A 22,199-nucleotide genomic window follows, 5' to 3' on the forward strand; every position below is an offset into this window, starting at 1 on the left:
TTTTACCGACTGCCTGAAAAAGGCCCGCCTCTTGGAGGCGGGCCTTTTTCGTTTCAGGGAGGAGCGAGGGGGTGCGGTAGGTTGGGTTGAGCGGAGTGAAGTCCAGCGTCACCGGGCTCAACGGTGTGCTTGCTATCCCTCACCCCAGCCCTCTCCCAGAGGGAGAGGGGGTGGTCTGGCGTGGATGTTGGGCTGAGGCGGCTCCATCGTCGAAGCCCTACAATCTCCGGTCAGTGCACCAACTCGTCGGCGAATACCTTGTCCAGGGTGATGGGCAGATCGCGTACGCGCTTGCCGGTGGCGTGGAAGATGGCGTTGGCAACGGCTGCCGCCACCCCGACGATGCCGATTTCGCCGATGCCCTTGGCGCCGAGCGGATTGACGATCTCGTCGTGTTCCTCGACGAAGATCACCTCCAGCTGCTGGATGTCGGCCTGCACCGGGAAATGGTATTCCGCCAGGCTGTGGTTCATCCAGCGACCTTCGGAAGTGTCCATCATCCCCTCTTCCTGCAGGCCCATGCCGATACCCCAGACGATGCCGCCGGCCACCTGGTTCTCGCCGGTCTTGAGGTTGAGGATGCGACCCGCGGCCACCGCGGTGACCACGCGACTGACTTGGACGCTGCCGAAGTCTTCGTCGACCTTGACCTCGACGAACACCGCCGAGTGGGTACCGGTGGCGTAGTCGTCGCGCCCCTCCGCCGGTTCGGCGCTGGCCAGGGTTTCCATGGACGGCGAACCCGAGGCCTTGAGGATGGCGGTGAAGTCGACGCGCTGGGCCGGGTCGGTCTTGAGGCTGATGCCGCCATCGGCGAACACCACCTGGTCCAGTTCGGCCTTGGCCAGCGGCGAGTCGTCCATCTCCTTGGCCGCATCCAGCAGTTGCTGGCGCAGCTGGTCGCAGGCCAGTTTCACCGCGGTGCCCACCGAGGAGACGGTGAAGGAACCACCTTCCAGCGGCGCTTTGGGCAGGGTGGAATCGCCCAGCTTGAAGGTGACCTTGTCCAGCGGCAGGCCGAGGTTTTCGGCGGCGATCTGGGTCATCACCGTGTAGGTGCCGGTGCCGATGTCGGAGGTGGCACTGGCCACCACCAGGCTGCCGTCGATGTTCATCACCGCCTTGGCGGTGGCGGGTTGCTGCATGGCTTCCCAGACCCCGGTGGCCATGCCCCAGCCCACCAGCTGGTTGCCGTCGCGCATGGAGCGTGGCGCCATGCTGCGCCGCTCCCAGCCGAACCGCTCGGCGGCCTGGTGATAGCACGCCAGCAGTTCCTTGCTGGAATAGGGCTTGCCCTTGGCCGGATCGGTGTCGGTGAAATTGCGGATGCGCAATTCCAGCGGATCGATGTCGGCAGCATAGGCCAGTTCGTCCATGGCGCTTTCCAGCGCATAGACACCCAGCACCGCGCCCGGGGCGCGCATGTCCAACGGTGTGTAGACGTCCAGCGCGGCCAGTTGATAGGCCAGCTTGACGTTGGGGCAGGCATAGAGCGACGCCGACCAGACCAGCACCATCTCGGTGAAGTCCTCGAAGCGCGAGGTGATGCCCAGGGCGCTGTGATCGATGGCCTGCAGCTTGCCGTCGCTGTCGCAGGCCAGCTTGAGCTGCTGGTAGGTCTCGGGGCGATAGCCGAAGGTGAACATCTGCTGGCGCGTCAGGGTCACTCGCACCGAGCGCTTGAGCTGCAGCGCGGCCATGGTCGCCAGCACCAGCTGGTACTGGGGACGCAGACCGGAGCCGAAGGCCCCACCAACGAAGGGCGAGATGACCTTCACGTCGCCCTCGCCCAGGCCGAAGATGTTGCTGACGAACTGGGCGCTGTTCTGCACGCCCTGGGTCTTGTCGTGCACCGTCAGCTTGCCGTCCTTGTGGTAGATGACGGTGGAGGCATGCATCTCCATGGGATTGTGGAATTCCGCCGCGGAGTGGTACTCGGCCTCGATACGGACGGGCGCCGCGGCCCAGGCCGCCGGGGCGTCGCCGCGGTTGTCCGGCAATTCCATGGGCGCTTCGTGGGCCTGGTCGCGGGCCTGGGCCAGGTCGGTGGCGTGGTCTTCCTCGCTGTACTGGGCACGGATCAGCGAGGCGGCGTGGCGCGCGGCCTCGAAGGTCTCGGCCACCACCAGGGCGATGGGCTGGCCGCTGTAGAGGATGCGATCGTTGTACAGCGGCCGGAAGGGCTTGCCGTCGGCCGCGTCCATGTCGGTGTAGCTCTCGTCGTAGCTGGCCATCTTGGGTCGGTTGAGATGGCTGAGCACCTCGAGCACACCCGGCTGGGCCAGGGCCTCGCTGACGTCCAGGTCGAGCAGGCGACCCTTGGTGATGGTGGCGTTGACCACGAAGCCGAAGGCCAGATCAGGGACGCTGAATTCGCCGGCATAGAGCGCCTGACCGGTGACCTTGAGCGGACCGTCGACGCGGGGAACGGCTTTTTGCAGATGGACGACGGTCATTGCAGGGTACCTCCGGCGGCTTCGGTGAGGGCACGCACGATGGCGCGCCGGGCCAGTTCGATCTTGAAGGCGTTGTGGGCGAAGCCCTGGGCGCCTTGCAGCAGGCGATCGGCCAACTGGCCAAAGGCCGCCTTGTCCGCCACCTGCCCGATCAGCGCCTGCTCGGCTTCTGGCAGGCGCCAGGGTTTGTGGGCCACGCCGCCCAGGGCGACGCGGACCTGCTTGATGCGCTCGCCGTCCAGTTCCAGCGCGGCTGCCACCGAGACCAGGGCGAAGGCATAGGAGGCGCGGTCGCGGATCTTCAGGTAGGCGCTGTTGGCCGCCAGGCTGTCGGCCGGCAGGGTCACGGCGGTGATGAGTTCATCGGCGGCGAGGTTGGTATCGCGCTCGGGGGTGTCGCCGGGCAGGCGATGGAAGTCGGCGAAGTCGATGACGCGCTCGCCGTTCGGACCGCTCACCTCGACCCGGGCTTCCAGCGCGGCCAGGGCCACGCACATGTCCGAGGGATGGGTGGCGATGCACTGCTCGCTGTGGCCGAGGATGGCGTGGATGCGATTCTGCCCTTCGCGCGCGCCGCAGCCGGAGCCGGGCTCACGCTTGTTGCAGGGCGTGCCCACGTCGTAGAAGTAGTAGCAGCGGGTACGCTGCAGCAGGTTGCCGCCGGTGGAGGCCATGTTGCGCAGTTGCGGCGAGGCGCCGGCGAGGATGGCCTTGGCCAGCAGCGGATAGCGCCGCTGTACCTCGGGGTGATAGGCGACCTCGGCGTTCTTGACCAGGGCACCGATGCGCAGACCGCCTTCGGCGGTGGTCTCGACCTCGCGCAGGGGTAGGCCGTTGACGTCGATCAGCTGCTCGGGGCGCTCGACGTTTTCCTTCATCAGATCCAGCAGGTTGGTGCCACCGGCGATGAAATGGGTCTGGGGGCCATGCTGGCGGATGGCGTCGGGCACGGCGTTGGGCTTGGCATAGCCGAAGCGGTTCATTCGCGGCCCTCCCCTTGCTGGCAATCCGGACGCGCCCGCTCGATGGCGGCGCGGATGTTGCGATAGGCGCCGCAGCGGCAGAGGTTGCCGCTCATCTGCTCGGCCACCTCGGCCTCGCTGTGGGCATGGCCCTCCTTGAGCATGCCGATCGCCGAGCAGATCTGCCCCGGGGTGCAATAGCCGCACTGGAAGGCGTCTTCGGCGACGAAGGCGGCCTGCATGGGGTGCAACTGGTCGCCCTGGGCCAGGCCCTCGACGGTGGTGACCTCGGCGCCGTCCTGCATGACCGCCAGGGCCAGGCAGCTGTTGATGCGGGTACCGTTGACCAGCACGGTGCAGGCGCCGCACTGCCCGTGATCGCAGCCCTTCTTGGTACCGGTCAGATCGAGGTGGTCGCGCAAGAGATCGAGCAGCGTGGTCCAGGGCTCCACGGCCAGCTGCAGCTGCTTGCCGTTGAGGGTCAGGGCGATGGTGTGGGACTCGGGTTCGGCCAGGGGCTGGAACTGGCGCGCGGGGGTGGCGTTCATGGCGGACCTCACGGTTAAAGCCGCGGGGTGCAGATTGCCCCCGTGGTCGGAATCAGGCGGTGACAGCGAAAGGCCACCTCAGGTAAGGGACTGCGCCCGACCGGAAGCGGTTCAGCACCCCTGCCCAGCGGTATTCAACGTCACGTTGAAGGCTGTTCAGCGAAGCGTTGGAAAGCCCGTTCCAGAGGGCTTCGCCCCGGTCAGGACACATCTGGTATGGCGCTTCGCTACGCCAGCGGCCCAGTGGCCTGAACCCCATAGGTTCTGGGGCAGTCATCAGAACTCCCGTGATGTGCCCCCAACGAAGAGAATCCGACCATGGCTTCCGACTCCGATGCACGCTGGCGCCTGTCCCGGCGTCAGTTCCTCGGCACCTCCGCGGTGCTGGTAGCGACCAGCGCCATACCCGGCTATGGCTTCGCCCAGGCCAGCGGTGGCGCGCCCCTGACGCCCCAGGCCATCGCCGCCCGCCTGCCGCAACTGCTGCCGCTGACCCTGCAGATCAATGGCGAGGCGCGCCGGCTCCGGGTCGACAGCCGCACCACCCTGCTCGATGCGCTGCGCGAGAACCTGCACCTCACCGGCACCAAGAAAGGCTGCGACCATGGCCAGTGCGGCGCCTGCACGGTGCTGGTGAACGGCCAGCGCATCAACAGCTGCCTGAGCCTGGCGGCCATGCACGAAGGCGACACCATCACCACCATCGAGGGCCTGGGCAACGCCGAGCGCCTGCATCCCATGCAGGCGGCCTTCCTGGCCAAGGACGGTTTCCAGTGCGGCTATTGCACCCCGGGGCAGATCTGCTCGGCGGTGGCCCTGCTGGACGAGGTCAAGGCCGGCATGCCCAGTCACGTCTCGAAGCGCCTCGACGGACCGATGCGACTGAGCGAGGAAGAGATCCGCGAGCGCATGAGCGGCAATCTCTGTCGCTGCAGTGCCTATCCCAACATCGTCGCGGCCATCCAGATGGCGGGGGGCCAGGCATGAGAGTCTTCGACTATCAGCGCGTGCAGACCGAAGCCGATGCCAGTCGCCAGGGTGCGCGGGCCGGCAGTCGCTTCATCGCCGGCGGCACCAATCTGCTGGACCTGATGAAGCTGGAGATCGAGACCCCCAGCCAGGTGCTGGACATCAATCGCCTGCAGCTGGACCAGATCAGCGCCACCGCGGACGGCGGCCTGCGCATCGGTACCCTGGTGCGCAACTCCACCCTGGCAGCCGACGCCCGGGTGCGCGAGCGCTATCCGGTGCTCTCCCGCGCGCTGCTGGCCGGTGCCTCGGCGCAGTTGCGCAACAAGGCCACCACCGGCGGCAATCTCCTGCAGCGCACCCGCTGCTCCTACTTCTACAACACCGCCATGCCCTGCAACAAACGCCAGCCCGGCAGTGGTTGCGCGGCCCTGGGCGGCTTCAATCGGATGAACGCCGTCATCGGCGCCAGCGACCAGTGCATCGCCGTGCATCCCTCCGACATGGCGGTGGCCATGCGGGTGCTGGACGCCACGGTGGAGACCCGCGAAGCCAATGGCCGCACCCGGCGCATCCCCCTTGCCGATTTCCATCGCCTGCCCGGGGACACCCCACAGATCGAGACGGTGCTGCAACCCGGCGAACTCATCACCGCCGTGACCCTGCCGCCACCACCGCCCGGCATCCAGGTCTATCGCAAGGTGCGTGACCGTGCCTCCTATGCCTTCGCCCTGGTGTCCATGGCCGCCATCGTCGAGCTGGACGGCCCGCGCATCCGCAGCGGTCGGGCGGCCTTCGGCGGCCTGGCGCACAAGCCCTGGCGGGTGGCGGCGGCCGACCAGGCCTTTGCCGGCCAGGCCGTGGACAGCGATCTGGCGGCCGTGGGCGATGCCCTGCTCGCCGGTGCCCGTGGCTATGGCCACAACGACTTCAAGCTCGAGCTGACCCGCCGCATCCTGCGCGCCGGAGTGGCCGACGCTCGCCAACAGGCCTGAGGACAGCAGCATGGAAATGAATGAACCCGCCGGCCGCAACCTGATCGACGAGAATCGCGGCGGCCTGATCGGCAAGCCCATCGACCGCGTCGACGGCCTGCTCAAGGTCACCGGCCAGGCGCCCTACAGCTTCGAATTCCGCAACGATCGCGTGGCCTACGGCTTCATCGTCGGGGCCACCATCGCCAAGGGCCGCATCAGCCGGCTGGACACCTCGGCCGCGGAGGGCGCGCCGGGCGTGCTTAGCGTGCTGACCTATCGCAACGCGCCGCGCCAGGCCGCCCGCGAGCCGGACAACAGCGGTCGCTTCACCCGGCCCAAGCCCTACCTCGACAGCGACCAGGTGCGCTATTTCGGCGAGCCGGTGGCCTTCGTGGTGGCCGAGACCTTCGAGGAGGCGCGCCTGGCGGCGGCTCTGGTGGAGATCGACTACGCGGCCGAACCGGGCGTCTTCGATCTCGCCGCCAACCTCGGCCAGGCGGTCAAGCCGCCGGATGCCGATCAGCCCACCGATACCGCCTCGGGCGATGTCGACGCCGCCTTCGCCCGGGCGCCGATCAAGCTCGACGAGCGCTATATCACGCCCTACCACATCCATGCGCAGATGGAGCCCCACGCCAGCCTCGCCCAGTGGGACGGCGACCGGGTGACCATCTATTGCTCCACCCAGTTCGTCGAGCAGGCGCAGAGTTGCGTGGCCAATACCCTGCAGCTGCCCAAGGAAAACGTGCGCATCGTGGCGCGCTATATCGGTGGTGGCTTCGGTGGCAAGTTGCCGATCTATGCCGACGCCCTGATCGGCGCCATGGCCGCTCGCGCCATCGGCCGGCCGGTCAAGGTCACCCTTACCCGCCAGCAGATGTTCCAGATCACCGACCATCGCTCGGCCACCATCCAGCGCATCCGCCTGGGCGCCGACCGCGAGGGCCGTATCCAGGCGATGGCCCATGAAGGCTGGTCCCATTCCGCCCGCGGCCTCACCTACTACGAACCCACCGGCCTGTCTTCGCGCACCCTCTATGCTGGCGACGACCGCCTGGTGGCGCACCGCATGGTCGAGCTGGATCTGCCCGAGTCCGGCTCCTGCCGGGCGCCCGGCGAAGCCGTGGGCATGCTCGCCAGCGAAAGCGCCATGGACGAGCTGGCGGTCATGCTCGGTCTCGATCCCATCGAGCTGCGCATCCGCAACGAGCCCAGCCAGGATCCGGAAAAGCACATCCCCTTCTCTTCCCGCAAACTGGTGGAGTGCATGCAGGACGGCGCCCGCCGCTTTGGCTGGAGCCAGCGCAAGGCCACGCCCGGCCAGGTGCGCGAGGGCGACTGGCTGATCGGCATGGGTATGGCGGCAGCCAGTCGCGCCAACATGCTCAGGCCGTCCCAGGCCGGGGTGCGTCTGGAAGCCGATGGCTCGGCCACGGTCAAGACCTCCATGACCGACATCGGCACCGGGACCTACACCATCCTGGCGCAGATCGCCGGCGAGTCGCTCGGCTTGCCGGTGGAGCGGGTCAAGGTGCTGCTGGGCGACAGCGACGACCCGGCCGGGGCCGGCTCCGGCGGTTCCTTTGGCGCCGCCAGTTCCGGTTCCTCGGTCTATGTCGCCTGCGAGAATCTGCGGCTGAAGGCAGCAGAGGCGGCAGGTCTGGATCCGGCCAGTGCCCGTTTCGTCGGCGGCCGGCTGATCGCCGACAACGGCAGTCGCGACCTCGCCGAACTGGCGCGCCAGCACGATCTCCAGGCCATCGGCGAGATCAAGCCGGGCCAGACGCTCAAGGACTATTCCCAGCAGGGCTATGGCGCCTTCTTCGCCGAGGTGGGGGTGCACGCCCTCACCGGCGAGATCCGCCTTAGACGCATGCTCGGGGTGTTCGCCGCCGGGCGTATCCTCAACGAGAAGACCGCCCATTCGCAGATGCTTGGCGGGATGATCTGGGGCGTGGGCAGCGCCCTGCACGAAGACGGGGTGATCGACGTTCGCCACGGGCACTTCGTCAACCATGACCTGGCCGACTACCACTACCCCTGCCACCTGGACATTCCCGCCATCGAAGCCCATTTCCTGCCGGAAGTGGACGACAAGGCCAATCCGCTGAAGATCAAGGGCGTCGGCGAACTGGGGATCTGCGGCGCCGGGGCCGCGCTCACCAACGCCGTCTATAACGCCTGCGGGGTGCGCATTCGCGACTATCCGCTGACGGTGGACAAGGTGCTGGCGGGCCTGAAGACGGCCTGACGGCGGGCGGCGCGGTTCAGCGCGCCGCCTTGTCCCCTGCCCGGGTCGCCAGCAGCACCCCACCGATGGCGATCACCATGGCCACCCAGGCCAGTGGCGGCAGGGTCTCGCCCAGCAGCAGCCAGGCGCTCAGGGCGGCGCCCGGCGGCACGCAGAAGAACAGCGCACTGACCCGCGCCGCCTCGCCGGCGCGGATCATCCACACCAGCAGGCTGATGGCCAAGAGCGAGTTGGCCAGCACCAGATAGGCCAGGGCACCGATGAAGGCCGGTGCCCAGTGCACCGGGCTGTGCTCGAACAGCAGCGCCAGGGGGGCGCAACACACCAGGCCAACGCTGTACTGCACCAGGTTGTTGGTGACCGGATGCTGGGCCACGCCCAGGCGCTTTTCGTAGAGCACGGCGCTGGTCATGCCCAGCAGCGCGCCGACCGCCAGGCAGATGCCCGGGACGGACTCCACGGCCACGCTGGCCCGCGCCAGGATCACCCCGATGGCGCCGAGCAGCCCCAGGGCCAGTCCCAGCCACTGCAGCGGCGCTACCCGCTCGCCCACCAGCAGGGGTGCGCCCAGGGCCACCAGGATCGGCTGCAGCGAGGCGACCATGGCCACCACGTTGGCCGAGGCGCCCAGCACCAGGGCGCCATAGCTCATGCCGAAATAGACGCCCTGGATCAGAAAGCCCACCACGGCCAGATTCGCCCATTCCCGCCGGGTGCGTGGCAGCGGCGGACGCAGGATCAGGAAAGCCACCAGCAGCACGCTGAAGGCCAGCGCATAGCGCATCGCCAGCAGGGTGAAGGGCGGCGCATAGGCCAGACCCACCTTGGACACGGCGAAGCCGGCGGACCACAGGGACAGGAACACCAGGGGGATGAGGCGCAGCAACCAGGGATTCAGCGAGGTGGACGACATCGGATGCTCAAGGCCAAGCGAGTCAGCGGGACGCGACTCGCGAGCGGGAAGGATAGCTGACGATCAGCAGACCGCTGAGCACCAGGGCCGCGCCGGCGAGAAATCCCGGTCCCGGGGTCTCGCCCAGCAGCCAGACGCCCATCAGCACACCGAACAGCGGCGTCAGCAGGGTCAGCACGCCCAGGGGCGCCGCGCGATAGCGACTGAGCAGCACGAACCAGCCCAGCAGGCTGATGCCGGCGACGATGAACACCTGGAAGGCCAGGCTCGACCAGGCCAGGGAATCCAGCCCGGCTAGATCCAGGCGCTTGCCGAGCGGCAGGGCCAGCGCCAGCAGCACCACGCCGGTCACCCCGAGTTGATAGAACAGGGTGCGCAGCGGCGGCGCCTCGGCCAGGGCGCTGCGGCGGATCAGCACCGTGGTGGCGCCCCAGGCGGCGCCGCCGGCCAGGCCGATCAGATCGCCCAGCCAGCTGGTGCCGCCGCTCGGCTTGCCGATCAGGAAGGCGCAGACCACCCCGCTGGCCGCCAGCAGCATGCCCAGCCACTGCCGCCCCGACAGCCGCTCCCCGGGCACCAGCCAGTGCAGACCGCAGGCGGCGAACAGCGGCGCCGTGTAGATGAACACCACCATGTGCGCGGCGCTGGTGTATTTCAGGCCGACCGCCATGCAGAGGAATTCCAGGGCGAACAGCGACCCGGCGAGCAGCCCGGGAAGCAGCGTCTGGTCGCGGCCCAGGCAGCGGATGCCGCGCCAGCGCGCCAGGCCATAGAGCAGCCCGGCCGCCAGCAGCGAGCGCCAGCCGATCTGCAGCAGCGGATCCACCTGCTCGGCGATGGCCTTGATCGCCGTCTGCTGCAGGCCCCAGACCAGGCAGAGCACCAGCATGACCAGCACGGCGGGGAGATCCAGCTCCTTGCGCATGAGCGTCGCTCCAGGAAAAAGTGAGCCTGCATGGTGAAGGTGGCTGAACAGGTCAGACAAACGATGTTTAATGGGCGTCAGGCTCAGGAAAAGTAAGGCTCAGTGTGACCACCGCCCTCCCCCTCAATGCCCTGCGTGCCTTTGCCGCCGCCGCGCGACACCAGCACTTCGCCAAGGCCGCGGACGAGCTGCACGTCACCGCGGGCGCCATCAGCCGGCAGATCCGCCTGCTCGAGGAAGAGCTGGGGCAGCCGCTGTTCGAGCGCCTGGCCCAAGGGGTGCGCCTCACCGTCCAGGGGCGCGCCCTGGCGGCGGAGATCGCGCCACACCTCGACGGCCTGACCCGCGCCGTCGCCCGGGCGCGGGTCAAGAGCAGCGTCCTGACCGTCAGTGCGCCGCCCACCTTTGGCCAGGAATGGCTGCTGCCGCGCCTGGAAGACTTCCAGCGCCAGCATCCGGATATCGAGGTCTTTCTCGATGCCTCCTCCGCCATCGTGCCGCTGGGTACCGAGGGCGGTGCCCAGGCGGCGATCCGCTATGGCCGGGGCGACTGGCAGGACGGCGAGACGCGCCTGCTGCTGCGCGAATGGATCTTTCCGGTGTGCAGCCCGACGCTGATCCCGGCGCCACTGGCAGAACCCGCCGCCTTGCTGGCCTATCCGCTGCTGCATGCCGAATGGCCCGGCGGCTGGCGTTCGGGCCGGCCCAGCAGCCGTTTCAACGCCTGGCAGGACTGGTTCGCCAGCCAGCAGGTACCCCTGGGCGAGAGTCTGCGCGGTCCGCGCTATTCGCTGAGTGGCATGGCCCTGCAACAGGCCGCGGCCGGCAAGGGCGTGGCCCTCGGCGGCTGCGTGCTGGCCCAGCGCCTGCTGGCCAGCGGCGCCCTGGTCCGCCCGCTGCCGGATCGGTTCAACCAGCTGTCGACCCAGGCCTACTTCCTGGTGTTGCCCAAGGGCCCGGTGGACGCGCCGGTACAGCGCTGGATCGACTGGCTGCTGGTGCAGATCCGCCAATTCCGCGAGACCCAGGGCGAGCCGCAGGAGACCGGCGGCGCCTGGTGAGAGCCGCGCTTTTACGGCAGTCTAGGCGGTCCGCCCCTGCAATAGTCAGCCTGCATGAACACCTGTCGCCTGTCCGCCCTGCTCGCCCTGCTGCTCTCGACCGCCGCCCTGGCCGCCGAGCAGCCCCCGGCCGACTGCGATCGCCAGGGCAGCGAGGCGCAGCTGGCGGCCTGCGCCGCCGGGGATCTGGCCCTGGCCGAAGCCCGGCTGGCCGACATCTACGGCCGCCGCCTGGCCGCGCTCTCCGCTGCGCAACGACCCGCCTTCGAACGTCTGCAGCAGCTCTGGCAAAGCGACCGCGCCCCCCGCTGCGCTGACGCGACGCGCGGATTCCAGGGCGCCATGCAGCAGCTGCAGTATCTGAGTTGTCTGAAGTCGGTGACCCTGCTGCGGCTGGACGATCTGCAACGGCAACTCCCGCGGCGCGACTGACGCTTCGTCGCCACCGCTGCTGTCCGGCGCCGGAACTCACTATCATGGCGCCCCGCTGTTGGAGTTCGAGATGTACGAGCGTTACCTGCCCCTGCTGGTCCCGGCCGGACTGCTGCTTCTGGGGGCCTTGTGGTGGTGGCAGCGCCGGCGCCAGGCCGCCTTTCCCTATCGCCAGGTCGAAGCCCTCTTCACCCCCGCCGAACAGGCCTTTCTCGCGGTGCTCGACGAAGCCGTGGGCGACGACTACCGGGTGTTCGGCAAGGTGCGCATCGCCGATGTGGTCCAGACCCTGCCGCTGCGCGATCGCCGCCGCTATCTGATCGCGCAGAATCGCATCAACTGCAAGCACTTCGACTTCGCCATCTGCCGCCGCGATGACCTCGCCGTGCACGCCGTGGTCGAACTCAACGACAGGTCGCACCTGCAGCGCCATCGCCAGCAGCGCGACCGCTTCGTCCGCGCGGTGTGCGAGGCCGCCCAGTTGCGCCTGGTAGAGATCCCGGCGGCGGCGCGCTATTCCGCCAATGCCGTACGCGACGCCGTGTTCGGCGGGCGCCGTCCGCGCCAGCGAACCGCAGCGCCCAGCCAGCCCCTGGCGCCGGAATGCCCGGAATGCCAGGCGCCCATGGTCCGCCGCCGCGCGCGCAGCGGTCGCCACCAGGGCCGGGAATTCTGGGCCTGCTCGAACTATCCGGATTGCCGCGGCCTGCTCGACATCGACGACTGACCAAGGGGCCCCTGCCATGCGCTATCCCACCACCCCGGACGGACGCTACTTCGTGGTCAGGGGCCGACTCTGGCGCTGCACCGACCCCAGCCTGCCCGCCGACCGCCGCGACCTGCTGACCCGTGAATTGATGGATGCCCGCCGCCAGGTGGGCGTGGCCAAGCGTCAGGGTGACGAAGCCGCCCTGCGCAGCGCACGCGCCGCGGTGGACGCCGCCAAGCACGCCCTGGGCGAGCGCGGACCGGTCTGGTGGACCGATGGCGCGCCCGACTACAACCGGCGGATGGCCAGGAACACCCCCTATGCCGACTGGTACCGGCAGCTGGATGCCGAGGCTTCCTGACCCGCTCCGTGCGGCGTAAGGTGAACGGCCGACTCCTCTTGCGAGCACCGCTCTTGCGCATCCGTCCCGCCTTCGTCACCGATCTCGCCGCCGTCTGCCGGCTGGCCGAGCAACTCGCCGAGCAGCATCACCGGCAGGCCCCGGCGACCTTCGCCGAACCCTCCGGCGGCTGGCGCGACCAGGACTACTGGGCCGCCCAGCTGGAGCCGGAAGACGGGGTGCTGTTCGTCGCCGAAGCCGGTGACGAACTGGTCGGCTTCGTTACCGCGCGCCTGTCCGACACCCGCTCGATTTCCTTTCTGCAGCCGCTGATCCTCTGCCGGATCGGCACCCTGGTAGTGTCGGCCTGCCACCGACGGCTGGGCGTGGGTGCCCGGCTGTTGGACGCCGTGGAAGCCTGGGCGCGGGACAACGACGTCGACGAATTGCGCCTGGAGGTCATGGAATTCAACGAGGACGCCCAGGCCTTCTATGCCCGCCAGGATTTCCGGGGGCAGTCGCGGATATTGGCCAAGGCGTTGCGGTAAGACCTGCTGCACCGCGATCGCGGTTATGACGGTCCGCGGAGCTGATGGATGCCAGAAGATGGATTATTCGTTGTCGGAGCAAAACCTTATCGCGGCCATGGGCCGCTCCTACAGAAGCGTCAATCCTCGTAGGAGCGGCCCATGGCCGCGATAAGCAAAGTCATACCGTTCTGGCTGCATCGACGGACCGCCGTGGTCACGATCGACCCAAGCCAAAGCCCTACACACTCTCCCTGCTCACCAACTCGAATCCCAGATCCACGCAGGTCGGTTGGCTGCGGCCGTCCAGCAGCCCCAGCAGGAGGGTCGCGGCCTGGCGCCCTACCGCGGCGCGGGGGGTCTGGATGGAGGTCAGTCGGGGGACCGTGTGCGCCGAGCCGGGCAGGTCGTTGAAGCCCAGCACCGAGATCCGTTCGGGGATGGCGATGCCCAGCCGCTGGGCTTCGAACAGCGCGCCCTGGGCCAGGTCGTCGTTGCAAAAGAACAGGCCGTCGACATCCGGGCGGCGGGCCAGCAGTTCGCGAAACTGTCGGGCGCCCAGGCCCACGGACGACGGCTGCGGATCCAGCACATCCAGACTCGGGTCATAGCAGCCCGCCTCGCGCAGCACCTCGCGAAAGCCCTCCCCTCGGGCCAGCGCCCGCGGGTCGAGCTGGGCGGCCACATAGCCCAGGCAGGTGCGTCCGGCCGCCAGCAGATGCCGCGCCGCGGCGGCCCCGGCGGCGCGCTGGGAAAAGCCGACGCTGGGCACCGTCCCCGCCGGATCCAGCTCCATCATGTGCACCCGCGGCACCCCGCTGGCCGCCAGCAGCTGGCGCGCGGCGTCGGTGCGGTCGAAGCCGGTCAGCAGCAGTCCCCGGGGCTGATAGGCCAGGTAGTTGCGGATCAGCTTTTCCTCTTCCTCGGGATCGTAGTGGTAGTTGCCGATCAGCACCTCCAGGCCACGGGGACGCAGGACCTCGTGGATGGCCTCGAGGGGCTCGATGAACAGGTGGTTGGACAGCGAGGGCACCAGCACCACCACCGAATGCCCCTGGGCCGAGGCCAGGGCACGGGCGGCCGGATTGGTGACATAGCCAAGGCGCGCGGCGGCCTCCTGCACGCGGGTGACCAGTTCGGGCGCCACGGTAGCGACACCGCGCAGGGCACGCGAGGCCGTGATGGGGGAAACACCGGCCTGCAGCGCCACCTCGGTGAGGGTGGGCCGACCGGAACTACGAGAACCCGTTCGATTCATTGTTATGGTTTCAGGCTTGTCAGAGACGGAGAACGCGCCTAAGGTAGCGCTGTCTCAGCAGACACTACAAGCCTGACGTGGCCTTCCGCACCGCGTCGGCATTCGGCCTAACAAGATCGACAAGAACTGGAAGCCGCTGCCTTTTCCGCTTTTCGGGGTAGCGCTGTCTCCAGACCGGAGGTGACGATGAACACTCCCATTCCCGCGCTGGTGGTCATGGGCGTCGCAGGCTGCGGCAAGAGCAGCGTCGGCGCGGCCATCGCCGAGCAGGACGGTGGCCGCCTGATCGAAGGCGACGCCTTCCACCCCGCCGCCAACATCGCCAAGATGAGTGCCGGCATCCCCCTCGACGACGGGGATCGCGCCGGCTGGCTGACCCGCCTCGGTGAAGAACTGGCCGCTGCCGTGGCCGCGGGCGAACGCCCGGTACTCACCTGTTCCGCACTCAAGCGCCGCTATCGCGACCAGCTGCGCCAGGCCGTGCCCGGTCTCGGCTTCGTCTTTCTCGAACTGACCCGCGAGACCGCCGCCCAGCGCGTGGCCAATCGCCCGGGGCACTTCATGCCCGCCAGCCTGATCGACAGCCAGTTCGCCGCCCTCGAAGCACCCCACGGTGAACCGGCTACGCTGGTAGTGGACGCACGCGACAGCCTGCCCGCCATCGGCACCCAGGTGTCGGCCTGGTGGAACACCTCGATTCGCCTGGCCCAGCCGGCCTGACGAGACAGCGCTACCCAATCCAACCACCCGCAACGCCCACAACAACAATAGGAGAGGCGCCATGTTCGGCATGGACCACAACAGCTTCCTTCTGCTCGACGCCGCGGTCACCATCGTCGGCCTGGTGCTCCTGATCACCAAGTTCAAGGTCCATCCCTTCATCGCCCTGACCATCGCCTCGGGCTTTCTCGGCCTGACCTCCGGCATGCCGGTGGAAAAGGTCATGAAATCTTTCCAGGACGGCTTCGGCGGCGTGCTCGGCTTCGTCGGCATCCTGCTGGGCCTCGGCACCATGCTCGGCAAGCTGATGGCCGATTCCGGCGGCGCCGACCAGATCGCCCAGACGCTGATCCGCGCCTTCGGCATCAAGCGCGTGCACTGGGCGATGATGTTCGCCGCCTTCCTGGTGGGCATCCCGCTGTTCTTCGAGATCGGCTTCGTGCTGCTGGCGCCCCTGGTGTTCATCGTCGCCCGCCGTACCGGCTTGTCGCTGGTCAAGCTGGGCATCCCGCTGCTGGCCGGCCTGTCCGCCGTGCACGGCCTGGTGCCGCCGCACCCGGGTCCGCTGCTGGCGGTCGGGGTGTTCGGTGCCGACATCGGCAAGACCATCTTCTACGGCCTGATCGTCGGCCTGCCCACCGCCATGATCGCCGGTCCCATCTTCGGCGCCTGGATCTCCAAGCGCATCCCCGGCTCGGCCAATCCCGAGCTGGTCGCCCAGATCGCCCAGGAAACCGACAACCGCAACCTGCCGGGCTTCGGCATCACCGTCTTCACCGTGCTGCTGCCGGTGATCCTGATGTTGCTCAAGGCCTTCGCCGATATCTTCTTTGCCGCCGACAACCATTTCCGCATCTGGATGGACTTCATCGGCCACCCCATCACCGCCCTGCTCGCCGCCCTGCTGCTGAGCTTCTACAGCTTCGGCACCGCCTGCGGCTTCTCCCGCGAGAAGATCGTCAAGCTGCTCGACCAGAGCCTGGCGCCGGTGGCGGCCATCGTGCTGATCGTTGGCGCTGGCGGTGGCTTCAAGCAGATGCTGGTGGCCAGCGGCGTGGGTGAGGTGATCGGCAACCTGGCGGTGCAGACGCAGATCTCGCCGATCCTGCTGACCTGGCTGGTGGCAGCGGTGATCCGCGTGGCCACCGGTTCCGCCACCGTGGCGACCATCACCGGCGCCGGCATCGTCGCCCCCGTGGTGGCGCTGATCCCCGGGGTGAACAAGGAGTTGCTGGTGCTGGCCGCCGGCGCCGGTTCGGTGATCCTCTCCCACGTCAACGACGCCGGCTTCTGGCTGGTGAAGCAGTACTTCAACATGACCGTGGCCGAGACCTTCAAGACCTGGTCGATGATGGAAACCATCCTCTCGGTGGTGGCCCTGGCCTTCATCATGCTGCTGTCGCTGTTCGTCTGATCCGCTAGACCGGGACGGCCCCTGGCCGTCCCGCCTCCACCACGAAGCTCGCCCGGGTGCCGCGCCTGGCATCCGGGCGCGTTCGGTCACTAATGGTGCGCAGATCCACCTGCAGCCGCTCCCGCGTCAGCTCCAGGACCAGATAGCCACGCTCCCGGCTGTCGAAGAAACGCACCTGGGGATTCTCCGGCAACAGCGCCTGGAAGCGTCGGTAATCCGGTCCGTCCGAGGTGATGGAAGTGCCGACGAACTCGCTCGCCACCACCGGGCTCCGCTCGTCCTCCGGATCGCGGTGCAGATCCGTCACCCAGAAGGAATGGATGTCCCCGCCCAGGGTCACCGGATTGGCCAGGCGACTCGCGGCCATGGCCGCCAGCAGGCGCTCGCGGGTGGCCGGATAGCCGTCCCAGCCATCGGTCCAGCGCGCCGGATCGCCATCCGGCAGGCGCTGCCGCAGGGGTGCCAGCAGCAGGTCCTGGGCAATGAGGTTCCACTGCGTACCGTTATGACGAAAGCCGTCCAGCAGCCAATCCTCCTGCGCCCGCCCCAACATGCTGCGCGTGGTATCACGCAGGCCCGGGCAATCCGGCGCGACCAGATGGCCACCGCGGGTCCTGGTCGTCGCGCAGGCCGGTTCGCTGCGGTATTGCCGGCCATCGAGCAGGTGGATCTCCGCCAGGTCGCCAAAGCGCCACCGGTCATAGAGGCGCAGCGTGTTGCCCTGGGTCCGCCAGGCGCGCAGCGGGGCGTGTTCGCGAAAGGCCTGGTAGGCCGCCCGCCGTCGCGCGGCGAAGGCCGCCAGACTGACCCGGGGATCCGCCGACCAGGGACCGGAATAGTCGTTCTGCACCTCGTGGTCATCCCAGGTCAGCAGGCTGGTGACATTGGCATGCAGGTACTGCAGATCGGGATCGGTGCGGTACAGGGCATGGCGCCGCCGATAGCTGGCCAGGTCGCGGGCTTCCGGCAGGCCGTGGCGGCGGATCGCTGGCAGCAGCAGCGGCACATTGGACTCATAGATGTAGTCGCCGAGGAACAGCGCCAGGTCCGGCTGCTCCTCGGCCATGTGCCGATAGGCACTGAAGAAGCCCTTCTCATAGTGGGAGCAGGAGGCAGCCACCAGCTTGAGTCGCTGCGGCGCGCTGGCCGGCGGCGGCAGCGTGAGGGCGCGACCGATGCGACTCTGATGCCCCAGGGCGGTGAAGCGGTACCAATAGGGTCGCCCCGGTAGCAGACCCACCAGGGTGATGGACACGCTGAAGGCCGCCCGGGGCTGCGCCTGGACCGTACCGCTCTGCACCACCTGGCGCAGCCCCGGATCCGAGGCGACCTCCCATTGCACCTCGACAGGGGTACGCAGACCGCCCAGGCCATCCTCGGCCAGGGGATCCGGCGCCAGACGGGTCCAGATGACGAAGCCATCGGCAGCGGGATCGCCACTGGCGACGCCCAGGGTGAAGGGATCCAGTTGCGGTTCACGCGCGCTGCACCCGGCGAACCAGGGCGCGCTCAGACCCAGACCGAGCAGACCCAGCGCTTGACGTCGAGAGGGGTTCATCCAGGCCTCCACGAAAAGAGGCCAGGGTGACTCAGGCAAATGACAGCGCTATGTCGCCCGGCTCAGGCCAGCGGCAATTCTTCCAGGATCATCACCTGGGGCGCCTCGGTGAGCAGGCCGTCGAGATCGCTCAGCAGCTGCTTGAAGTGCGCGGTCTCCTCGTGCTCGGCCAGGGCCTCGCGGCTGGCCCAGCGCTCGATGAAGACATAGCGACCCTCGTGGCTCGGATCGCGGTGCGGGGTATAGAAATGGCAGGCGGCCTCGGCGCGGGAAGGGGCGACGATGGCGCGTAGGGCGTTCTCGACGGCTGCGGCCTGGCCGGGCTTGGCCTGCAGGATGGCGACGACGCGAATTTCACTGGTCATGCAAAAAACTCCGAAAAGGGTGCCTCAGCATGCCGCCTGGACACCCCGAATACCACCGGGGTCGAGAATCGGCCCCGGCCATGGTGGATTACTGCTTGGCTTTGACGATCTTGTCGATCACCGCATTGCTGCGCTTGATCAGCACATAGTCGGAGCCGATCTTGACCCATTGGCTGTCTTCGCCCGGCTGCTCCAGGCCGTGCTTCTTGAAGTCCTTGATCACGTACTCGTCGCGGATGTACTTGCGCGGCGCCCGGCCACCCTCTTCGAGTTCAAAGGTAGGATGATCAGGGTCATGAGTGACGGCATCATCGCTCTGATTGGCATCCTTTTTGTTGACCTTGTTCTGGTACTGCGAGCTGGTGGGCTCCGAAGCCGCCTTGTCGGCAGCGGGCTTGACCGGGGTCATGGCCTCGGGCGCGGCCTGGGCCTGCAGGGCGCCGGTCAGGACGACGGTACCCAGGGCCAGAGAGAGCAGCGATTGCTTGATCATGGGGGTGTTTCTCCTCTGCATTCGAGGTTTTGACCCCGGGGTCAGCGGAAAAGCTCCACGAATACCTACGGCTACGCCTTTGGCCTTACTGGCATTCGTCCCGGTCTGCCTTTACCAGGGTCAGCACCGGGGGCAACTGGCGTGAGCGCTGGGTGGAAAAGGCGTCCAGCGAGCAACTCAGACGATAGGACTGCTGGCTGAGGAGTGAGGCCTCCTGACGCAGGGTCAGGAAGTTGAGGAAATAGCGCTGATGCTGGCGCTTGGCCTGGCTACCCCGTTCGAGCAGCCGCCGGGCTTCCGCCATGGCCATGATGTGGCTATCGATCACGTCCTTCATGCAACGGCTTCCTCATGGCGATGACGATTAGCGAACCTGTCTCCTCTGGACTTTAGCAGCCTGTTCGAGAGACGGTGGCAAATCCTTTGACTTTTTATCGGCAAGCCAGGGCTGGCGCGCCTTGCAGCACCTCAGGCAGAGTAGCCCACCCCTTGGCCTGAGGCGCTGACCCATGGAACGCTGGAAGATTCTCGCCGGCCTGGTGAGCTTTACCTTTTTCATGGAAAACCTCGACGCCACCGTGATCGCCACGGCCCTGCCGCAGATGGCGGCGTCTTTCGGCCGTGATCCGGTGGACCTCAACCTGGGCATCAGCGCCTATCTGCTGGCCATTGCCGTAGGCATCCCGGTCAGCGGCTGGATCGCCGAGCGCTTCGGTCCACGACCGGTCTTTACCCTGGCTATTGGCGTCTTCACCCTGGCCTCGCTGCTGTGTGGGATGGCCCTCTCCCTCGAGCAATTCATCGCCGCGCGCATCCTCCAGGGGCTCGGCGGCGCGCTGATGGTTCCGGTCGGGCGGCTGGTGGTGCTGCAGGTCACCGAAAAGCACGAACTGGTGCGCGCCATCGCCCTCATCACCTGGCCGGGCCTGGTGGCCCCCGTGCTGGGCCCGCCCCTGGGCGGCCTGATCACCACCTATGCCGACTGGCGCTGGATCTTCTATCTCAATCTGCCGCTGGGATCGATCGCCCTGCTGCTGGCCTGGCGTCTGGTGCCCGCCGACCTGCCGACCCAGCGCCATCCGCTGGACTGGCGCGGCTTCCTGCTGCTGGGCGGGGCCTGCGTCGCCTTCATGTGGGGCGTCGAACGGCTCGGCCAGAACCACGGCAGCCTGGGCAGCAACCTGGCCTGGATGGGGATAGGGCTGATCCTCGGCACCAAGGCGGTGCGTCACATGACGAAGATCGAACGTCCGCTGATCGATTTTGGCACACTGCGGATTCCCACCTACCGCGCCGCCATCCTCGGTGGCGGCCTGTTCCGCGTCACCATCGCCACCGCACCCTTCCTGCTCCCCCTGATGTTCCAGCTGGCCTTTGGCCTGGACGCCTTCCAGGCCGGCCTGCTGCTCCTGGCGCTGTTCGCCGGCAACCTGGCGGCCAAGCCCTTCACCACCGCCGCCATGCGCCGCTTCGGCCTGCGCGCCATCCTGACCATGAACGGCGTGCTCAGCGCGCTCAGCCTGCTGGCATGTGGCCTGCTCACCCCGGACTGGCCGCTGCCGCTGATCGTGCTGCTGCTGTTCGCCAGCGGCGTGTCCCGCTCGCTGCAATTCACCGCCAGCAATGCCCTGGCCTTCGCCGACATTCCGAAACCCCAGCTGAGCCATGCGTCCACTCTGTTCAGCACCAATTTCCAGCTGGCCATGGGCTTGGGCGTGGCCATCGCCGCCCTGCTGCTGCGCGCCTCGATGGAGTGGCACGGCCACCTCGATCCGCAGTTGTCGGACTTCCGGCTAGCCTTTTGCATAGTGGCCGTGCTCGGCATCCTGAGCACCCTGGATGCCTTCCGCCTGGCCCGCAACGCAGGCGATTCGGTCAGCGGCCACACCGCGAAAAGCTGACCGACCGGACAGTGCTCGACCCGATGCCGATTTGGGGGTAAGTCTTAGTGCCTTACCCGTGTTAACCGACCTGTTATGATGCGCGCCGTTTTTTCCGATCAGACCGGCGCGCACGAGGCATCCCATGCTGGAAAGACTCTTCCAACTCAAGGCCCACAACACCTCTGTCCGCACCGAACTGCTGGCTGGGGTGACCACCTTCCTGGCCATGGCCTACATCCTGTTCGTCAACCCGAGCATCCTCGGCGCGACCGGCATGGACAAGGGCGCGATCTTCGTCGCCACCTGCCTGGCCGCCGCCATCGGCTCGGCGCTCATGGGACTCATCGCCAACTACCCCATCGCCCTCGCCCCCGGCATGGGCCTCAACGCCTTCTTCACCTACACCGTGGTCCTGCACCTGGGCCATACCTGGCAGGTGGCCCTGGGCGCGGTGTTCCTCTCGGCGCTGATGTTCTTCCTGCTGTCGATCTTTCGCATCCGCGAATGGATCATCAACAGCATCCCGCTCCCGCTGCGCTCGGGCATCGCCGCCGGCATCGGCCTGTTCCTGGCGCTGATCGCCCTGCAGACCGCCGGCATCGTGGTGGGTAATCCGGCGACCCTGGTGGGCCTGGGCGACCTGTCCAAACCCGGTCCGCTGCTGGCCATCCTCGGCTTCTTCCTGATCGTCGTGCTCGAGGCGCGCAAGGTCACCGGCGCGGTGCTGATCGGCATCCTGGTGGTCACCGTGATCGCCATCGCCCTGGGCGTCAGCGCCTTCGGCGGCCTGGTCTCCATGCCGCCGTCGCTGGCACCGACCTTCCTGCAGCTGGACATCCGGGGGGCCCTGGACGTCGGCCTGATCAGCGTCATCTTCGCCTTCCTGTTCGTCGACCTGTTCGACAACTCCGGCACCCTGATCGGCGTGGCCAAGCGCGCCGGCCTGATGGGCAAGGACGGTCATCTGCCGAAGATGGGCCGCGCCCTGATCGCCGACAGCTCCGCCGCCATGTTCGGCTCGCTGCTGGGCACCTCCACCACCACCAGCTACATCGAATCGGCCGCGGGCGTTTCCGCGGGGGGTCGTACCGGCCTCACCGCCGTGGTGGTCGCGGTGCTGTTCCTGCTGGCGCTGTTCTTCGCTCCCCTGGCCGGTAGCGTGCCGGCCTTCGCCACCGCCCCGGCACTGTTCTTCATCGCCGTGCTGATGACCTCGGGCCTGGCCGAGATCGAGTGGGACGACCTGACCACCGCCGCCCCGGTGCTGGTCACCGCCCTGGCCATGCCGCTGACCTATTCCATCGCCAACGGCATCGCCTTCGGCTTCATCACCTGGACGGTCATCAAGCTGCTGTCCGGCCGTACCCGCGAGCTGAATTCGGCGCTGATCGTGCTGTCGATCCTGTTCGTCATCAAGCTGGGCTGGTTCAACGCCTGA

22 protein-coding genes are annotated in these 22,199 nt (G+C 67.7%); 12 read left to right on the top strand and 10 right to left on the bottom strand.

Going from position 1 to position 22,199, the window contains the following annotated elements; translation table 11 throughout:
* Positions 1-230 precede the first annotated feature (230 nt).
* The 3 genes from OXS31_RS03930 to OXS31_RS03940 are packed head-to-tail and all read right to left on the bottom strand — an operon-like array spanning position 231 to position 3,966.
* Positions 231-2,456: a xanthine dehydrogenase family protein molybdopterin-binding subunit gene (locus OXS31_RS03930; RefSeq protein WP_267398018.1), complete on the bottom strand. Its 2,226-nt coding sequence runs from the start codon at positions 2,454-2,456 to the stop codon at positions 231-233.
* Entirely contained in the window at positions 2,453-3,439 is a 987-nt protein-coding gene (locus OXS31_RS03935) for a xanthine dehydrogenase family protein subunit M (protein WP_267398019.1), read from the bottom strand. Before OXS31_RS03935 ends, OXS31_RS03930 begins: the two co-directional genes overlap by 4 nt.
* Positions 3,436-3,966 (bottom strand): (2Fe-2S)-binding protein, encoded by a 531-nt coding sequence (locus OXS31_RS03940; protein ID WP_115945958.1) that lies wholly within the window; start codon positions 3,964-3,966, stop codon positions 3,436-3,438. The genes OXS31_RS03935 and OXS31_RS03940 overlap by 4 nt, the downstream gene beginning before the upstream one ends.
* 318 nt (positions 3,967-4,284) lie before the next feature.
* Here OXS31_RS03940 and paoA point away from each other — a divergent pair, with 318 nt between their 5' ends.
* The 3 genes from paoA to OXS31_RS03955 are packed head-to-tail and all read left to right on the top strand — an operon-like array spanning position 4,285 to position 8,163.
* On the top strand, positions 4,285-4,953 hold the full coding sequence (gene paoA / locus OXS31_RS03945; protein WP_027602642.1) for an aldehyde dehydrogenase iron-sulfur subunit PaoA: 669 nt from the start codon (positions 4,285-4,287) through the stop codon (positions 4,951-4,953).
* Positions 4,950-5,930, top strand: a complete 981-nt coding sequence (locus OXS31_RS03950; protein WP_027596998.1) for a xanthine dehydrogenase family protein subunit M — start codon at positions 4,950-4,952, stop codon at positions 5,928-5,930. The genes paoA and OXS31_RS03950 overlap by 4 nt, the downstream gene beginning before the upstream one ends.
* 10 nt (positions 5,931-5,940) lie before the next feature.
* Entirely contained in the window at positions 5,941-8,163 is a 2,223-nt protein-coding gene (locus OXS31_RS03955) for a xanthine dehydrogenase family protein molybdopterin-binding subunit (RefSeq protein WP_267398022.1), read from the top strand.
* A 16-nt stretch (positions 8,164-8,179) separates the two neighbouring features.
* Here the strand turns inward: OXS31_RS03955 and OXS31_RS03960 are convergent, their stop codons facing one another.
* A complete protein-coding gene (locus OXS31_RS03960; protein ID WP_074584457.1) occupies positions 8,180-9,076 on the bottom strand; it encodes a DMT family transporter in 897 nt (298 codons plus the stop codon).
* Positions 9,077-9,098: 22 nt separating this feature from the next.
* A complete protein-coding gene (locus OXS31_RS03965) occupies positions 9,099-10,001 on the bottom strand; it encodes a DMT family transporter (protein ID WP_267398024.1) in 903 nt (300 codons plus the stop codon).
* A gap of 104 nt (positions 10,002-10,105) precedes the next feature.
* Here OXS31_RS03965 and OXS31_RS03970 point away from each other — a divergent pair, with 104 nt between their 5' ends.
* The 5 genes from OXS31_RS03970 to OXS31_RS03990 all read left to right on the top strand — a co-directional run bounded on the left by OXS31_RS03970 (position 10,106) and on the right by OXS31_RS03990 (position 13,091).
* Positions 10,106-11,062, top strand: a complete 957-nt coding sequence (locus tag OXS31_RS03970) for a LysR substrate-binding domain-containing protein (protein ID WP_027597002.1) — start codon at positions 10,106-10,108, stop codon at positions 11,060-11,062.
* 54 nt (positions 11,063-11,116) lie between these two features.
* Positions 11,117-11,494, top strand: a complete 378-nt coding sequence (locus tag OXS31_RS03975) for a lysozyme inhibitor LprI family protein (protein ID WP_074584460.1) — start codon at positions 11,117-11,119, stop codon at positions 11,492-11,494.
* A 70-nt stretch (positions 11,495-11,564) separates the two neighbouring features.
* Positions 11,565-12,221, top strand: a complete 657-nt coding sequence (locus OXS31_RS03980) for a DUF2726 domain-containing protein (RefSeq protein WP_144946769.1) — start codon at positions 11,565-11,567, stop codon at positions 12,219-12,221.
* A gap of 16 nt (positions 12,222-12,237) precedes the next feature.
* The gene (locus OXS31_RS03985; protein ID WP_144946772.1) at positions 12,238-12,564 is read left to right on the top strand and encodes a hypothetical protein; all 327 of its coding nucleotides are present in this window, start codon (positions 12,238-12,240) and stop codon (positions 12,562-12,564) included.
* A gap of 20 nt (positions 12,565-12,584) precedes the next feature.
* Complete coding sequence (locus OXS31_RS03990; protein WP_256203931.1) at positions 12,585-13,091, top strand: GNAT family N-acetyltransferase; 507 nt, start codon at positions 12,585-12,587, stop codon at positions 13,089-13,091.
* A gap of 220 nt (positions 13,092-13,311) precedes the next feature.
* Here the strand turns inward: OXS31_RS03990 and OXS31_RS03995 are convergent, their stop codons facing one another.
* Complete coding sequence (locus OXS31_RS03995) at positions 13,312-14,328, bottom strand: LacI family DNA-binding transcriptional regulator (protein ID WP_267398028.1); 1,017 nt, start codon at positions 14,326-14,328, stop codon at positions 13,312-13,314.
* 186 nt (positions 14,329-14,514) lie between these two features.
* On the opposite strand from OXS31_RS03995, the gene OXS31_RS04000 reads away from it, so the two are divergent.
* Together OXS31_RS04000 and OXS31_RS04005 are read left to right on the top strand one after the other, a co-directional pair.
* Positions 14,515-15,048: a gluconokinase gene (locus OXS31_RS04000; protein ID WP_042135957.1), complete on the top strand. Its 534-nt coding sequence runs from the start codon at positions 14,515-14,517 to the stop codon at positions 15,046-15,048.
* 61 nt (positions 15,049-15,109) lie between these two features.
* A complete protein-coding gene (locus tag OXS31_RS04005) occupies positions 15,110-16,462 on the top strand; it encodes a GntP family permease (protein ID WP_007159329.1) in 1,353 nt (450 codons plus the stop codon).
* Between the two features lie 4 nt (positions 16,463-16,466).
* Here OXS31_RS04005 and OXS31_RS04010 read toward each other — a convergent pair whose 3' ends face one another.
* The 4 genes from OXS31_RS04010 to OXS31_RS04025 all read right to left on the bottom strand — a co-directional run bounded on the left by OXS31_RS04010 (position 16,467) and on the right by OXS31_RS04025 (position 19,215).
* The gene (locus OXS31_RS04010) at positions 16,467-18,020 is read right to left on the bottom strand and encodes an alkaline phosphatase D family protein (protein WP_267398029.1); all 1,554 of its coding nucleotides are present in this window, start codon (positions 18,018-18,020) and stop codon (positions 16,467-16,469) included.
* A 62-nt stretch (positions 18,021-18,082) separates the two neighbouring features.
* Positions 18,083-18,385 (bottom strand): putative quinol monooxygenase, encoded by a 303-nt coding sequence (locus OXS31_RS04015; RefSeq protein WP_027602631.1) that lies wholly within the window; start codon positions 18,383-18,385, stop codon positions 18,083-18,085.
* Positions 18,386-18,473: 88 nt separating this feature from the next.
* On the bottom strand, positions 18,474-18,878 hold the full coding sequence (locus OXS31_RS04020; RefSeq protein ID WP_027597011.1) for an RcnB family protein: 405 nt from the start codon (positions 18,876-18,878) through the stop codon (positions 18,474-18,476).
* Between the two features lie 85 nt (positions 18,879-18,963).
* Positions 18,964-19,215 carry a hypothetical protein gene (locus tag OXS31_RS04025; RefSeq protein ID WP_027597012.1) on the bottom strand — a complete coding sequence of 84 codons (252 nt, stop codon included), beginning with the start codon at positions 19,213-19,215 and terminating at the stop codon, positions 18,964-18,966.
* A gap of 172 nt (positions 19,216-19,387) precedes the next feature.
* On the opposite strand from OXS31_RS04025, the gene OXS31_RS04030 reads away from it, so the two are divergent.
* Positions 19,388-20,779 (top strand): MFS transporter, encoded by a 1,392-nt coding sequence (locus tag OXS31_RS04030; protein ID WP_027597013.1) that lies wholly within the window; start codon positions 19,388-19,390, stop codon positions 20,777-20,779.
* 124 nt (positions 20,780-20,903) lie between these two features.
* A complete protein-coding gene (locus tag OXS31_RS04035; protein ID WP_027602630.1) occupies positions 20,904-22,199 on the top strand; it encodes an NCS2 family permease in 1,296 nt (431 codons plus the stop codon).

Source organism: Pseudomonas sp. GM_Psu_1, assembly GCF_026544185.1.
Classification (GTDB): domain Bacteria; phylum Pseudomonadota; class Gammaproteobacteria; order Pseudomonadales; family Pseudomonadaceae; genus Chryseomonas; species Chryseomonas oryzihabitans.

What these genes read in the sequence shown, in the direction of transcription:
- OXS31_RS03930 (WP_267398018.1), bottom strand. Translation starts at nt 2,456, where the DNA reads ATGACCGTCGTCCATCTGCAAAAAGCCGTTCCCCGCGTCGACGGTCCG.
- OXS31_RS03935 (WP_267398019.1), bottom strand. Translation starts at nt 3,439, where the DNA reads ATGAACCGCTTCGGCTATGCCAAGCCCAACGCCGTGCCCGACGCCATC.
- OXS31_RS03940 (WP_115945958.1), bottom strand. Translation starts at nt 3,966, where the DNA reads ATGAACGCCACCCCCGCGCGCCAGTTCCAGCCCCTGGCCGAACCCGAG.
- paoA (WP_027602642.1), top strand. Translation starts at nt 4,285, where the DNA reads ATGGCTTCCGACTCCGATGCACGCTGGCGCCTGTCCCGGCGTCAGTTC.
- OXS31_RS03950 (WP_027596998.1), top strand. Translation starts at nt 4,950, where the DNA reads ATGAGAGTCTTCGACTATCAGCGCGTGCAGACCGAAGCCGATGCCAGT.
- OXS31_RS03955 (WP_267398022.1), top strand. Translation starts at nt 5,941, where the DNA reads ATGGAAATGAATGAACCCGCCGGCCGCAACCTGATCGACGAGAATCGC.
- OXS31_RS03960 (WP_074584457.1), bottom strand. Translation starts at nt 9,076, where the DNA reads ATGTCGTCCACCTCGCTGAATCCCTGGTTGCTGCGCCTCATCCCCCTG.
- OXS31_RS03965 (WP_267398024.1), bottom strand. Translation starts at nt 10,001, where the DNA reads ATGCGCAAGGAGCTGGATCTCCCCGCCGTGCTGGTCATGCTGGTGCTC.
- OXS31_RS03975 (WP_074584460.1), top strand. Translation starts at nt 11,117, where the DNA reads ATGAACACCTGTCGCCTGTCCGCCCTGCTCGCCCTGCTGCTCTCGACC.
- OXS31_RS03980 (WP_144946769.1), top strand. Translation starts at nt 11,565, where the DNA reads ATGTACGAGCGTTACCTGCCCCTGCTGGTCCCGGCCGGACTGCTGCTT.
- OXS31_RS03985 (WP_144946772.1), top strand. Translation starts at nt 12,238, where the DNA reads ATGCGCTATCCCACCACCCCGGACGGACGCTACTTCGTGGTCAGGGGC.
- OXS31_RS03995 (WP_267398028.1), bottom strand. Translation starts at nt 14,328, where the DNA reads ATGAATCGAACGGGTTCTCGTAGTTCCGGTCGGCCCACCCTCACCGAG.
- OXS31_RS04000 (WP_042135957.1), top strand. Translation starts at nt 14,515, where the DNA reads ATGAACACTCCCATTCCCGCGCTGGTGGTCATGGGCGTCGCAGGCTGC.
- OXS31_RS04005 (WP_007159329.1), top strand. Translation starts at nt 15,110, where the DNA reads ATGTTCGGCATGGACCACAACAGCTTCCTTCTGCTCGACGCCGCGGTC.
- OXS31_RS04010 (WP_267398029.1), bottom strand. Translation starts at nt 18,020, where the DNA reads ATGAACCCCTCTCGACGTCAAGCGCTGGGTCTGCTCGGTCTGGGTCTG.
- OXS31_RS04015 (WP_027602631.1), bottom strand. Translation starts at nt 18,385, where the DNA reads ATGACCAGTGAAATTCGCGTCGTCGCCATCCTGCAGGCCAAGCCCGGC.
- OXS31_RS04020 (WP_027597011.1), bottom strand. Translation starts at nt 18,878, where the DNA reads ATGATCAAGCAATCGCTGCTCTCTCTGGCCCTGGGTACCGTCGTCCTG.
- OXS31_RS04025 (WP_027597012.1), bottom strand. Translation starts at nt 19,215, where the DNA reads ATGAAGGACGTGATCGATAGCCACATCATGGCCATGGCGGAAGCCCGG.
- OXS31_RS04030 (WP_027597013.1), top strand. Translation starts at nt 19,388, where the DNA reads ATGGAACGCTGGAAGATTCTCGCCGGCCTGGTGAGCTTTACCTTTTTC.
- OXS31_RS04035 (WP_027602630.1), top strand. Translation starts at nt 20,904, where the DNA reads ATGCTGGAAAGACTCTTCCAACTCAAGGCCCACAACACCTCTGTCCGC.